The sequence below is a fragment of the Sphingomonas sp. MM-1 genome, from assembly GCF_000347675.2.
In the GTDB taxonomy this organism is placed as follows: Bacteria; Pseudomonadota; Alphaproteobacteria; order Sphingomonadales; family Sphingomonadaceae; genus Sphingomonas_E; species Sphingomonas_E fennica.
The window spans coordinates 3010371-3023278 of sequence record NC_020561.1 but is presented as its reverse complement, the minus strand read 5'-3'; the positions used below and the strand labels follow the sequence as shown (position 1 = coordinate 3023278).

General features: G+C 68.7%; 15 protein-coding genes. 5 read left to right on the top strand and 10 right to left on the bottom strand.

Annotated elements, in window-relative coordinates; translation table 11 throughout:
• Nucleotides 1-137 precede the first annotated feature (137 nt).
• From G432_RS14505 to ybaL, 3 genes are all read right to left on the bottom strand, one after another.
• Entirely contained in the window at nucleotides 138-851 is a 714-nt protein-coding gene (locus G432_RS14505; RefSeq protein ID WP_041864937.1) for an EthD domain-containing protein, read from the bottom strand.
• Between the two features lie 108 nt (nucleotides 852-959).
• Nucleotides 960-1988 (bottom strand): cation diffusion facilitator family transporter, encoded by a 1029-nt coding sequence (locus G432_RS14500; RefSeq protein ID WP_015459571.1) that lies wholly within the window; start codon nucleotides 1986-1988, stop codon nucleotides 960-962.
• A 228-nt stretch (nucleotides 1989-2216) separates the two neighbouring features.
• A complete protein-coding gene (gene ybaL / locus G432_RS14495) occupies nucleotides 2217-3842 on the bottom strand; it encodes a YbaL family putative K(+) efflux transporter (protein ID WP_015459570.1) in 1626 nt (541 codons plus the stop codon).
• Between the two features lie 136 nt (nucleotides 3843-3978).
• Here ybaL and G432_RS14490 point away from each other — a divergent pair, with 136 nt between their 5' ends.
• On the top strand, nucleotides 3979-5778 hold the full coding sequence (locus G432_RS14490) for a cation:proton antiporter domain-containing protein (protein WP_015459569.1): 1800 nt from the start codon (nucleotides 3979-3981) through the stop codon (nucleotides 5776-5778).
• A 32-nt stretch (nucleotides 5779-5810) separates the two neighbouring features.
• Here G432_RS14490 and G432_RS14485 read toward each other — a convergent pair whose 3' ends face one another.
• Nucleotides 5811-6278: an SRPBCC family protein gene (locus G432_RS14485; RefSeq protein WP_015459568.1), complete on the bottom strand. Its 468-nt coding sequence runs from the start codon at nucleotides 6276-6278 to the stop codon at nucleotides 5811-5813.
• 53 nt (nucleotides 6279-6331) lie between these two features.
• On the opposite strand from G432_RS14485, the gene G432_RS14480 reads away from it, so the two are divergent.
• Complete coding sequence (locus G432_RS14480; RefSeq protein WP_015459567.1) at nucleotides 6332-6673, top strand: ArsR/SmtB family transcription factor; 342 nt, start codon at nucleotides 6332-6334, stop codon at nucleotides 6671-6673.
• A gap of 10 nt (nucleotides 6674-6683) precedes the next feature.
• Here G432_RS14480 and G432_RS14475 read toward each other — a convergent pair whose 3' ends face one another.
• The 6 genes from G432_RS14475 to G432_RS14450 all read right to left on the bottom strand — a co-directional run bounded on the left by G432_RS14475 (nucleotide 6684) and on the right by G432_RS14450 (nucleotide 11173).
• Nucleotides 6684-7136 carry a cupin domain-containing protein gene (locus tag G432_RS14475; RefSeq protein ID WP_015459566.1) on the bottom strand — a complete coding sequence of 151 codons (453 nt, stop codon included), beginning with the start codon at nucleotides 7134-7136 and terminating at the stop codon, nucleotides 6684-6686.
• 17 nt (nucleotides 7137-7153) lie between these two features.
• Nucleotides 7154-8143: an NADP-dependent oxidoreductase gene (locus tag G432_RS14470; RefSeq protein ID WP_015459565.1), complete on the bottom strand. Its 990-nt coding sequence runs from the start codon at nucleotides 8141-8143 to the stop codon at nucleotides 7154-7156.
• A 95-nt stretch (nucleotides 8144-8238) separates the two neighbouring features.
• Nucleotides 8239-8970, bottom strand: coding sequence for a DNA repair protein RecO (gene recO / locus G432_RS14465; protein ID WP_015459564.1), 732 nt, complete (start codon nucleotides 8968-8970; stop codon nucleotides 8239-8241).
• Between the two features lie 104 nt (nucleotides 8971-9074).
• Nucleotides 9075-9731: a PEPxxWA-CTERM sorting domain-containing protein gene (locus G432_RS14460; RefSeq protein ID WP_015459563.1), complete on the bottom strand. Its 657-nt coding sequence runs from the start codon at nucleotides 9729-9731 to the stop codon at nucleotides 9075-9077.
• 138 nt (nucleotides 9732-9869) lie between these two features.
• Nucleotides 9870-10796, bottom strand: a complete 927-nt coding sequence (locus G432_RS14455; RefSeq protein WP_015459562.1) for a hypothetical protein — start codon at nucleotides 10794-10796, stop codon at nucleotides 9870-9872.
• Nucleotides 10797-10882: 86 nt separating this feature from the next.
• A complete protein-coding gene (locus G432_RS14450; RefSeq protein ID WP_015459561.1) occupies nucleotides 10883-11173 on the bottom strand; it encodes a 4a-hydroxytetrahydrobiopterin dehydratase in 291 nt (96 codons plus the stop codon).
• 105 nt (nucleotides 11174-11278) lie between these two features.
• Between G432_RS14450 and G432_RS14445 the strand changes: the two genes are divergently transcribed.
• The 3 genes from G432_RS14445 to G432_RS14435 are packed head-to-tail and all read left to right on the top strand — an operon-like array spanning nucleotide 11279 to nucleotide 12908.
• Nucleotides 11279-11674 carry a metallopeptidase family protein gene (locus G432_RS14445; RefSeq protein WP_041864936.1) on the top strand — a complete coding sequence of 132 codons (396 nt, stop codon included), beginning with the start codon at nucleotides 11279-11281 and terminating at the stop codon, nucleotides 11672-11674.
• Complete coding sequence (gene ccmA / locus G432_RS14440) at nucleotides 11671-12264, top strand: heme ABC exporter ATP-binding protein CcmA (protein ID WP_015459559.1); 594 nt, start codon at nucleotides 11671-11673, stop codon at nucleotides 12262-12264. The genes G432_RS14445 and ccmA overlap by 4 nt, the downstream gene beginning before the upstream one ends.
• Nucleotides 12261-12908 (top strand): heme exporter protein CcmB, encoded by a 648-nt coding sequence (locus G432_RS14435; protein ID WP_015459558.1) that lies wholly within the window; start codon nucleotides 12261-12263, stop codon nucleotides 12906-12908. Before ccmA ends, G432_RS14435 begins: the two co-directional genes overlap by 4 nt.

Sequence of the window (12908 nt, the reverse complement as noted above, 5' to 3'; positions counted from 1 at the left end):
CCTGCGGTTCCGCTGGAACCGCTCCCGCCCACGGGGCCGCCCGGCCATCTTGCCGAATTGCGTTGGTCAAAACGCATTATCGCAACGCATTTCGGCACATATTTTCACGCAAGCACCGTCAATGCAAGCTTATTGGCTCATCCGCCTATCGGCCTGAGATCGAACTGGCTGGTCTGGATCACGTCGATCCGCTCGAAATCCATGAACTGGGCGCAGGCTTCGAACATCAGCCGCTTATTCTCCTGCCACTTCGCCGGATCGCCGGGGCCGTCATAATAAGCCGCCTCGTCATGGAAGGCGGCGGCGGGGAAGCATTCCTCCACGATCGCAACGAAGGGCGGGGCGCCGTAGGTCAGCGGCCGCACCACCAGATTCTGGCGATATTCGAAATTGCTCTGCGTCTCGATCGCCACCGCCGTCTGCACCCGCCGCCACTGATAGGCGAATTCCTCATGGCTCATCTTGGGCGGCTGGCCAATGAAGGCGAGCTGGGAGAAACCCTCGGTGCGCTTTCCCTTCACCGGCGGGTGAAGCTCATTCGGCAGCGGCACGGATTCGCACACCAGCCAGGCGGCGAAGCGCGGCGCCGCGCGGCCGACGATCTCGTCGATCGCAGCGCGATAGGGATCGTGCGAGCAATGCACCCAAAGCTGGATCACCGCATCCATCTGCGGCCGGATATTGGCGATGCGCGGCACCGTGCCGCCGACGACATCCTCGTCCGCCACATTGATACGCAGCGCCAGCACATGCGGTCCCAGCGCCTCGGCCACCTCGCCCAGAAGCTGCTGCTTGAAGGCGGCCGCATCCACGGCGTCGGATCGCCACAATGCGTAGATTATCTTCTCCATCTCTCTCCATTCCGCTACCGCCCGCGCATCTCATGGCGCGTTCGCGGATGATGGAGGAGGAAGGATTGCGCGTCCAGCCCGGCCGCCGGGGAACCCCCTCCCGATGGCCTAACCGCCGTGGAAGGCGCAGCCGCCGATGTCGCACCGCCCCTCGCCCACGCCTTCCCCCTGCTCGATCTGCAGGGTGGCGTGGCCGATGCCGAAGCGATCGTGGAGCATCGCCGCCGTCCGTTCCAGGAAGGCGTCGCCCGGATGCCCGCCCGGCACCACCAGATGCGCGGTCAGCGCCGTCTCCGTCGTGCTCGTCGGCCAGATGTGGAGATGGTGGACCCGCGTGACCCCCTTCACCTCGGCCAGCGCCTGCTGGACGGCGGCGGGATCGATCCGCCCCGGCACCGCCTGCATCGCCATGGCGAGCGATTCCCGGAGCAGCCCCCAGGTGCCGGCGACGATCACCAGCACGATCACCAGGCTGGTGGCGGGATCGATCCATTCGGCCCCCGTCTTCAGCGTCAGCAGGCCGGCGATCACCACGCCCGCCGAAACCGCGGCATCCGCCGCCATGTGGAGGAAGGCACCCCGGATATTGATGTCGTGCCCGCTGCCCCGCGCGAACAGCAGCGCCGTGCCCAGGTTGATGACGATGCCCACCCCGGCCACGATCATCATCGTGCCGCCCGGCACCGGCGCCGGCTCCGCGAACCGCTGGATCGCCTCCAGCGCGATCGCCCCGCAGGCGATCAGCAGCAGCACCGCATTCACCAGCGCCGCCAGGATCGATGATCCGCGCAGGCCGTAGGTGAAGCGCGGCGTCGGCCGGGTGCGCGAGGCGAACCACGCCCCCCAGGCGATCGCCAGCCCCGCCACGTCGGAAAGATTGTGGCCCGCATCGGCCAGCAGGGCCATCGATCCGGTGGCCAGCCCATAGAACGCCTCGACGGCGGTATAGGCCAGGTTCAGGCCGATGCCGATCGCGAAGGCCCGGCCGAAGCTGGCCGGCGCGTGCGAATGCCCGTGCCCGCCATGGCCGTGGGCGTGGGAGTGGGAGTGGGCCGCATGCGCGGCGTGCCCCTGAGACACATGGTCATGCGACGCGTGGTCCTGGGATGAATGATCGTGATGATGGGCGCCGCCCATGTCCTTGTGATTCCTGCGCCCGCTGCTGACCTTGCCTTAAAAGGCGCCACTATGGGGCGCCGGTCAAGCCGGATAGATCGGATCGCCACGCATTCTTTGCGCCGCCTCCACGCTTCGGCGCTTCTTCCTCCCCTCCCCGGAAAGGCGGAGGGAATGCCCTGTGTCGGCGGGCCCGGAAGAACCATTCGGCTGGAAACCGCCGCTCCGGGATTCCAGCCGTTCCCTCGCCTAGCGGCCGATCAGCGCCTCGTCGATCATCCGGCGCGCGATCTCGCGCTCGCCCATGATCGCGCGGTCGGCGCCATGCGTTTCCAGATAGGCGGACTCGGCATCGCTGTGCGCCCTGGCGACGATGCGCAGCGCGGGATTGAGCGCGCGGGCCTGCTCCACGATCTGTCCCGCCTCGAAGCTTTCGGGGATGGCCACGAACAGCATGCGCGCCTTGTCGATCCCCGCCTCGCGCAGCAGCGCCCCGCTCGCCGGGTTGCCGGCCAGCACGGTGGCCTTCTCATGGGCGGGCAGGCCGGACTTGTCGGCCTGGGCCTCGATCACCGTCACCCGCTCGCCCGCGTCGGTCAGCCCCTTGGCGACGATGCTGCCCACCCGGCCATGGCCCACGATCACGACATGGCCGCGCACCGGCGCCGGCGGCTGGCCGCCGATCGCATGTTCGGGCTCCACGCCGCCCGCCACCCGCGCGGCGAAGCGGTCGATCAGCGAGAAGAGCAGCGGGTTCAGCATGATCGAGATGATAGCGCCCGCCAGGATAAGATCGCGCCCGTCCGCCGGCAGCAGCTCCAGCGAAAAGCCCAGCGTCGCCAGGATGAAGGAGAATTCGCCGATCTGGGCCAGGCTCGCCGCGATGGTCAGCGCCGTCTTGTTGGACTTGCCGAAGGCGCGGACGATGCCGAAGGCGGCGATCGACTTGCCGAACATGATGATCAGCACCGTCGCCAGCAGGGCCAGCGGCTCGTCCGTCAGGATATCCGGGTTGAACAGCATGCCCACCGATACGAAGAACAGCACGGCGAACGCGTCGCGCAGCGGCAGCGTCTCCTCGGCGGCGCGCTGGCTCAGCGGCGATTCCGCCAGGATCATGCCGGCGAAGAAGGCGCCGAGCGCGAAGGACACGCCGAACAGCAGCGCCGCGCCGAAGGCCACGCCCAGCGCGATCGCCAGCACCGCCAGCCGGAACAGCTCGCGCGATCCCGAATGCGCCACGGAATGGAGCATCCACGGCACAGCGCGCCGGCCGACGATCAGCATGAAGGCGACGAACGCCACCACCTTGCCCACCGTCACCGCCAGCGCCGTGGCGACGCTGCCGCCCCCGCCCTCGGCTATCGCCGGGATCAGCACCAGCGCCAGCACCATCGCCAGATCCTCGACGATCAGCCAGCCGACGGCGATCTGCCCGCGTTCGGTGTCGAGGATGCGGCGTTCCTGCAGAGCGCGCAGCAGCACCACCGTGGAAGCGACCGAGAGCGCGAGGCCGAACACGAAGCCGCCGGCCACGCTCCAGCCCAGCAGCCAGGCGAGCCCCATGCCCAGCAACGTCGCCACGCCGATCTGCCCCAGGGCGCCGGGCACCGCGATCTTGCGGACGGCCATCAGGTCCTTGACCGAGAAATGCAGGCCGACGCCGAACATCAGCAGGATCACGCCCAGCTCGGCCAGTTCGTTGGCCAGGCTCTGATCGGCGACATAGCCGGGGGTGAAGGGCCCCACCGCGATCCCGGCCAGCAGATAACCGATCAACGGCGACAGACGCAGGCGGAAGGCGATCTGCCCAAGGATGAAGGCAAGCACGAGGCCGGCGACGATGGTGCCGATGAGCGGTGTTACATGGGGCATGCGGCGATCTGATCTCCCTGTTGGCGGTCGATCCCCAAGCTATGGAAGGATGATGCGTTATGCGAGGCGGAAACAAAAAGTAAAATTGCAAGCCGGCGCTGGAATTTCGTGACTCCAGCCCCCAAAGTCGGCGGCGATGCCGCTACCGATCCAATCCGACGCTTTCAGCGATTCGCTTGTCATCCTCGGGGCCGCGGGCCTCATCATCCCGGCTTTCGCCCGTTTCCGGGTCAATCCGGTGATCGGGTTCATCCTGGTCGGGCTGCTGGTCGGCCCGTCCGGCCTGGGCTCGCTGGTCGATCGGGTGCCCTGGCTCTACCATTTCACCATAACCGACAAGCATTCGATCGAGCCCTTCGCCGAATTCGGCATCGTGCTGCTGCTCTTCTCGATCGGGCTCGAACTGTCGTTCAAGCGGCTATGGTCGATGCGCGGGGCGGTGTTCGGGCTGGGCGCCGCCGAACTCGTGCTGTCGGGCCTCGTCATCGGTTTGGCGCTCCACCTGCTCGGGCAGAGCTGGGCCGGCGCGATCGGCCTCGGCCTCGCGCTCGCCCTGTCCTCGACCGCGCTGGTGCTGCCGATGGTCGGCACGACATCGGGGGTCGGCCGCGCCGCCTTCGCCATGCTGCTGTTCGAGGATCTGGCCCTGGTGCCGATCATCTTCGGCCTGGGCGCGCTCGCCCCCACCGCCACCGATGAAGGATGGGAAGGCCTGCTTTCCACGGTGATGCTCGGCGGGCTCACCGTCGTCGGGCTGATGGTGCTCGGCCGCTTCCTGCTGCCCAGGCTGTTCGCGCAGGCCGCCCGCACCAAGAGCCCCGAACTGTTCCTGTCGGCCAGCCTGCTCGTCGTCATCCTGTCGAGCATCGCCACCACGGCGGCCGGCCTTTCGCCGATCGTCGGCGCGCTGCTCGCCGGCCTGCTGATCGCGGAGACGGACTATCATACCGAGGTCGAGGTGATCATGGCCCCCTTCAAGGGGCTGGCGCTCGGCGTGTTCCTCATCACCATCGGCATGAGCCTCGATGTCCGCGTCATCCTCGCCAACTGGCAGGCGCTGGTGCTGGCGGTGGCGGGCGTGGTCGCCGCCAAGGCGATCGTCACCGCCGGCCTCCTGCGGCTAAGCGGGGCCGATCGCGGCATCGCCACCCAGACCGGCCTGCTGATGGCCTCGCCCTCGGAAACAACGCTGATCGTGCTGGCCGCCGCCGCGCAGGCCAAGCTCATCATGCCGTCCACCGCCGCCTTCTGGCAGATCGTCACCGCGATCGGCCTCACCATCACCCCGCTGCTGGCCCGCATCGGCCGCGATATCGCCAGCCGGGTCGAGCGGCGCGAAGGCAAGGATGCGCTGGACACGATCGAAACCAAGCCCGGCCGCACCGTCATCATCGGCTTCGGCCGGGTCGGGCGGCTGGTGGCGCAGATGCTGGATGCGCACAAGCGGCCCTATGTCGCGCTGGATGCCGATATCGATACGATCGCCCATGCCCGGCGGCGCGGCTACAATATCGTCTTCGGCGATATCACCCGGCCGGGGATGATCGACAAGCTCGATCTCGCCAATGCCAGCGCGCTGGTGCTCACCATGGACGAACCCGTCCAGATCGTCCGCACGGTGGCGCGGGTGCGCGCGGCTTTTCCCGATCTCGCCATCATCGCCCGCGCGCGCGATCCCAACCATGCGGCCGAGCTTTATCGCGCCGGCGCCACCGACGCGGTTCCCGAAACGCTCGAATCCTCGCTGCAATTGTCGGAAGCCGTGCTGGTCGATCTCGGCGTCGCCATGGGGCCGGTGATCGCGTCCATCCACGAAAAAAGGGCGGAGCTACGCGCCAAGATCATGGAAATGGCGCAGACCACCCGGGTGCCGCCGCTGCGCGGCCGCCGCCTGCGCGATGCCGCGCCGGACAAGGCGAGCAGCGAAGCCGGCTGATCGGCGCGGCTTCGCCCATCCATCCCGGGACCCTATTTGTAGAAGCCCTGCCGCAGCCTCACGCCGTCTTCCAGCCACGCCTTCAACGCGCAGAGCATCCCCGTCCAGCCCTCGCAATTGCCGTAGGATGCGGCAAGCCCCGCCGGCGTTTCGGACCATCCTTCCTCGGTGATCCGCACCAGCGTGCGCCCGTCCTCCAGCGGCTCGAAGGTCATGGTCACGGTGGTCAGCCGCGCGCCCGTGGCATCGGGCGGGGCGGTGCCGTCCACCGCATCCCATCGCAGGACGATGCGACTGTCCTTTTCCACCTCCGTCACATGGACGGGAAAGGCGCCGGGAAAATCGTGGAAGTCCCAGGATACCACCGCCCCCGGCTCCAGCCGTCCCTTCGCGCCGCCGGTCGTGAAATATTCCGATAGCCGGCCGGGATCGACGACGGCCTCGAAAACCTCGCTCACCGGCTTGGCGATGCGCCCCGCGATCGTGAACCTCAAGTCCATCGCGCGCCTCCAATCTCTGTTGCGCGGGCCATGATATGTTGTAGGATTATAACATGTCAATCGACGATCAGGATGATGCGCTGTTCAAGGCGCTCGGCCATCGCACCCGCCGCCGGATGCTGGACGCGCTGAAGGAAGGACCGCTCACCACAGGAGCGCTCTGCGCCCGCTTCCCCGATCTCGATCGCTGCACGGTGATGCAGCATCTGGACGTGCTGGAAGCCGCCGGGCTGATCGTGGCCGAACGGCGCGGCCGCGAGCGCTGGAATCATCTGGATGCGCTGCCGATCCACGGCATCCACGAACGCTGGATCGGCCCCTATGCGGCCTATGCCGCGCACATGCTGGGCCGGCTCCGCACGGCGGCCGAGGCACCCGCGAAGCACGACGCCTGAGCCCCTCCCCTCAGCCGGCCCGCGCGGTCATCACGCCCCAGAATACCGCATCCCGGTCGGTCATGTTCTGCCAGGCGTGGCTGGCGTTACGCTGGATCACGACGTCCCCGGCGCGGATCGTGGTGCGATCGCGATCGAGCACGAGATCCACCTCGCCCTCCAGCATCAGGATATAGTCGATCGTCTCGGTGCGGTGGAAACCATCCGCATCCAGGCCGGGAAAACGGCCCGGCGCCACATCGTCCTTCATCGCCGCCCATGGCGGCAGCACCACGCGGGAGCAGCGGCTGCCGCCCCCATCCGGCTCCAGATGCCGCGCGGTGGAGGGCAGCCAGCGCTCCAGCCGCCCGCTTTCCCGCCAGACCACGCCGTCGGGCGCTCCTTCCACCGCCACGACCCTCTCGTCGCTCACGATATAGGAGCGCCCCTGCGCGTCATTGCCCGTCACGATCCGCCGGATCATCGCACCGTGCCTGCGGATCAGAGCCGCACCACCATCTTGCCCTTGTTGCCGCCGCTGAACAGCTCGCGGAACGCATCGGGCGCCCCTTCCAGCCCGTCGCGGATCGTCTCGATATTCTTGAGCTTGCCGGCCGCCGCCCAGGGCCCGACCTCGGCGAAGAACTCGCTCATCCGGTGCATGTAATCACTGATGATGAAGCCGCGCAGCTGCAGGCGGAACCCCACGATCCGTATGGCATATTGCAGCGACAGCGGCGCGCCCGTGTTGTAGCTTTCGATCATCCCGCACATGGCGAAGCGGCCATGGTTGCGCGCCACCGCCAGCGCGGCATCCAGATGCTCGCCGCCGACATTGTCGAAATAGACGTCGATGCCGTCCGGCGCGGCTTCGGCAAGCTGCTTCACCAGCGGTCGGTCCGCCTTGTAATCGATCACCGCATCGGCGCCGAGATCGCGGACCAGCGCGCATTTCTCCGCGCCGCCCGCCGATCCGATCACCGTCATGCCCTTCAGCTTGGCGAACTGGACGACGGCCGATCCCACGGCGCCCGCCGCCGCCGATACGAACACCGTGTCGCCGGCCTTGGCTTCCGCCACATCGAACAGCCCGAAATAAGCGGTCAGCCCGGTGATGCCGAGCAGGCCGAGGAACATCTGGTCCGGCACGCCCAGGTCCGGCAGGGGCATGAATTCGGGCGGCTTGCCCACCGCCTCGTCGCGCCAGCCCAGCATGTGCATCACCCGGTCGCCGGGCTTGAGGTCGTCGGCCCGCGATTCCACCACCACGCCCACCGCACCGCCGGTCATCGCTTCATTGAGGCCGAAGGGCGGGACGTAGCTTTTCACGTCGTTCATCCGGCCGCGCATATAGGGATCGACCGAAAGCCAGGTGTTGCGCACCCGCACCTCGCCGTCCGCCAGCGGCGCCGGGGGCGTTTCGACCAGGCTGAAGCATTCGGGGCCGGGCAGGCCGGTCGGGCGGGCAATCAGGTTCCAGGCACGCGGCATCGCCATTCTCCCAGCTATATCTGACGCGAACATAGGCCAGGCACGGGCCGGCGCAATCTTTCGAAAGGGCGTTCGGAAATTCGCAAAGCGGGCCGTCAACCCAGCCGCCCGATCCGCTCGATCAGCCGCTCGCGCGCGGCCAGCACCGCCGCCCGGCGCTCGGTCATCACGTCACGGGCCAGGAAATGGCCGGTGATGCGCAACCCGGCCAATATGTCACCCCATCCCTCCCCCTGTCCGCCGGCGATCAGGAAGGATGGCAAGGGCAGCAGCCGGTCCTCATATCCGGTCGCCCCCGCCAGGCTCACCGCCCGCCCGCTGCGGGGGCTGACGAAAGCGAGGCCCGCAGCGTCGCCGGTCGCCGCGCAAGCCGAAAGATCGAGGCCGAAGCCCAGCTCGCCCAGCAGCAGCAGCTCGTATCGCGCCAGCGCCGCGCCCCAGCCCCGCGCCGACGGCGCGAGCTCGATCGCGTTCAGCAGGCCGTCCAGCGCGGCATGGAGCTGCGGGAAGGGCTGGCCTTCGGGCAGGGCGGCGGCCGTCAGCGCCGTCGCCCAGCCGATCGCGGCGGCGGCCAGCGGCTCGCCCATCAGCCCCGCCCGGCTGCGCACCAGCTCCACGGTCAGCCCGGCAAGCTGCTCCTCGCTGCGGGCGCGGAACTCGGCCGCCACCAGATTGCCCGGCAGCAGCACCGGCCGGATCGCGCGTGATCGGCCGCCGCGCACATAGCCCGGCTGCAGGCCGTCATCGGGCGTCATCAGCCGCGCGACCGCGCCATGCTCGCCATGGGCGAGGACGGCGCAGACGATCGCGGTGGCCCTGATATGCATGGAACCGGCTTATCGGGGACGACGCCTCTATACCATCCGATAAGCGGCGCTGCGGCGCCCGGCTATGGGGGCCGGCTTTCGGGCCAGCCCCCCCCATCCCCTTTTCAATCGGCGAAGGCGATCCTCGCGCGATAGCGCCGCCGCCGCGCGGTCGCCCCGACCAGGCCGAAGCCCGCGATCATCATCGCCCAGCTTCCCGGCTCGGGAATGGCGCCCTGCGTCGGCCGTTCCGATCCGAAGGTGATGTTGTCGAAGGCGGTCTGGTTCGCGGTTCCGCCGAAATCGATCGATCTCGCCAGCCCTTCAAAGGCCACGCCGATCGGCGTCCAGTTGCAGAACTGGCCATTGGGATCGCCGGTGCAATTGTTGGAGAATTGGGCGGTCAGGTCGATCGATCCCAGCAACGTGCCGGTGGCGCCGACTTCGGACCACACGTTCACCGTGGCCGCCGTCGAGGAGCTGTAGAAGAAGGAGAAGCCAGTTTCGAAGCCCGCCGCCACGTTCAGGACCGCATTGTTGGAATTGAGGAAGAACATGACGGTGCTGGCCGATGGCTCGTTGGCGATATTGCCGGTCCCGCCGGCATCGGCATCGATCACAGCCAAGGTGTCGTCGGAAAATATGATGCCTTGCGCGGCATAGAAATCACCGACGGGGTTGAGATTGCCGATCCCCTCGAAGGTCAGCGTGACGATCGCCGCATTCGCCGTCACTGGCAAAGCCAGCGACAGCGCCAGCAGCGCGACTGAACTCTTGAACATACGCATGACAGTTTCCCCAGCTGTATCGCCGTGTGGCGACGCCGCAGGAAGCCGCCGGACGGGGCCTTGGGTCAATTGGCGCAAAAGTATCTGCCCCGACATCGCCAGGGCGGGTATTCCGGGCGGGCGCGGCGCGCCTCAGATATCGCCGCGCGTGCCCTCGTCGCGATCGAAGGGGGATGCCACCAGCAGGTAGGCGAGCGTGGCGAATTGCGGGCTTGGTTTCAGCACGTTGACGCCGCCGGTGCGCCCCGCCAGCGCCAGCATCGTATCGGGCATGTCTCCGGCGGGCCGCGCGGTCGATGCCGGCACGTCCACCAGCCGCACCGCATCGGACAGCGAGGCCGTAAGCGGAGTCGCCGTCATGGCCACGTCCGCCGCCCCTTCCAGCGCCGCCATCCGTACCGGCCGCTCCATCGCAGATCCGCCGCCCGGCGTTTCCACCTTGCGCGCCATCAGCCGATAGACCTCGTCCAGGCTCCGCGCGGTGCCGGATCGGGTGTAGAAGATCGTGCGGTTCACCGCCGCCTCGCGCGGGAACATCGCGGCGGCGGGCGCATCGGGATTGTCCTGCGCCGCCTTCAGGAATTTGCGGGCGCCCGCCAGCCCCAGGAAATGCGCGAAATAAAGGTCGCCCGCGCTCGGTTCCCGGCCCAGCGCGGCGCGCAGGCCATCGGCATTGTCCTGCGCGAACTCGCCGGCCATCAGCGCCGATGCCTGCGGATCGTTGCGCAGGGCGAACACCGCCTCGCGCGCGGCCGGCGCCACCCGCCAGCGTCCGCCGCTCCACGAGATCGCATCCGCCGCCCAGCCATAGCCGTGCGTGCCGCCATGCTGCTTCAGCACGCCGAGCCAGCTCTGGTCGATGAACTGGTAAAGCCCGCCCGCCGAGGACGTGCTTGCCTTGGCATAGGGGTCCAGCCCGCTCTCGCTCTTGGCCTGGTTGAACAGATAGGTGAAGTCCGCGCCCGTCCGCTCCGCCGCGCGGCCGATCGCGTCGCGCACCGCCGCCTTGTCGGCGGAGGCGCGGATCGATCCGGTCCCTCTCAGATATGGCGCGGTCAAGGACGGTCCTTCCCTGGCAGATGCGCCTTCCTGCCGCCGATATGGTTAAGGAAGGATTAGCCAGCCGGGATCGACCCGCCCCAGCTTCAGCCCACCATCGCGTCGATCGCCTCGGCCAGCACGATATCGCGGGTGGAAAGTCCGCCGGCATCGTGGGTCGTCAGCAATATCTCCACCCGGTTCCACACGTTGGACCATTCGGGGTGGTGATCCATCTTCTCCGCCAGCAACGCCACGCGCGTCATGAAGGCGAAGGCTTCGGAAAAATCGGCGAAGGTGATGGCGCGGGTGATGGCGTCGCGGCCCTCGTCATAATCCCACTCGTCCAGCGCCTCCAGCGCATCGGCGCGCTCGGTCTCGTTCAGGGCCTCGATCATCGTCCACTCCAGAAACTGTCAGGGATGCACCCTAGCGCGCGCTTTTGCGGGCACAAGTTCAGCCCGGCGATTGGAAGCCGCACGTTTCCCATCTATGCCACGAACATGACCGGCACCTTCGCCCCCACGGCAGAACAGATCGAGGCCCTCGCCCGCCGCGCGCTGGCGCGCATTCCGCAGCCGTTCCGCGACCATATGGGCACCATCGCGCTGTTCGTGGAGGATTTCGCCGACGACGAGACGCTCGATGCCATGGGCTTCGAGGACCCGTTCGAGCTGACCGGCCTCTACCAGGGCACGCCGATCGGCCAGAAATCGATCAGCGACGTCGCCGCCATGCCCGATCGCATCACCCTCTATCGCCGGCCGCTGCTGGACGAATGGGTCGAAACCGGCGTCAGCCTGGAAGCGCTGGTCACCCATGTCGTCGTGCACGAGGTGGGCCATCATTTCGGCCTTTCGGATGATGACATGCACGCGCTGGAGGATGCCGTCGGATGATAGCGGCGGGGGGCGCGGCCCGGCTGGAATTCGATCGCGTGGCCTGCCTGCGCGGACACCGGCTGCTGTTCGAGGGGTTGAGCTTCGCGCTCGGCCCCGGCGAGGCGGCGCTCGTCACCGGCCCCAACGGCACCGGCAAGTCCAGCCTGCTGCGGCTTGCCGCCGGCCTGCTCGCGCCCGCGGCCGGTGCGATCCGGCGCGAGGGCGCGATCGCGCTGGCCGATGAGCGCCACGCGCTCGATCCCCGCCTGCCGCTGGGCCGCGCGCTCGCTTTCTGGGCGGCGATCGACGGGCGGAGAGGCGATGCCGTCGCAGCGGCGCTCGATACCACCGGCCTTGCCGCCATCGCCGAAGTGCCGGTGCGGATGCTGTCCGCCGGGCAGGCGCGGCGCGCCGGGCTGGCGCGCCTGATCGCGGGCGGCGCGGCGATCTGGCTGCTGGACGAACCCGGCAACGGCCTCGACGCCGCCTCGCTCGATCGGCTGGCGGGGGCGATGGCCGCGCACCGCGCTGGCGGGGGCATCATCCTTGCCGCCAGCCACCAGCCGCTGGGCCTCGCCGATGCGCAGGCGATCGGGCTGGCGCCATGAGCGCGCTCGCCCGCATCGCCGCCCGCGACCTTGCCCGCGCCTATGCCGGCGGCGGCGTGCTGCTGCCGCTGATCTTCTTCCTGCTGGTCGCCACGCTCTTCCCCTTCGCGGTCGGGCCGGATGCCCGGCTGCTGGCCGCCACCGGCGGCGGCGCGCTGTGGATGGCCGCCCTGCTGGCGGCGCTGCTGCCGGTGGATCGCCTGCTCGCGCCCGATGCGGAGGCCGGCGTGCTCGATCAGCTCGCGTTGCGCGGGATCAGCGAGGAAGCGGTCGCCCTGGCCAAGCTCGCGGCCCACTGGCTCGCCTTCGGCCCGCCGCTGCTGATCGCGGCCCTGCCCGCCGCCGCGCTCCTCAAGCTGGACGGCGCCACGCTCGCCCGGCTGGAAATGGGCCTTGCGCTCGGAACGCCCGGCCTCGCCGCGCTCGCCCTGATGACGAGCGCGCTCACCCTGGGCCTGCGCGGCGCGGGTGCGCTGGCCGGCCTCGTCATGCTGCCGCTCGCCGTGCCGATCCTGATCTTCGGCGCGGGATCGCTGGGCGCGGCGGACAATGGCGGCCTCAAGCTGCTGGCCGCCGCCTCGCTGATCCTGGTGGCGCTGGCCCCCTTCGCCGCCGGCGCGGCCCTGCGCGCCGGCCGGGAATAA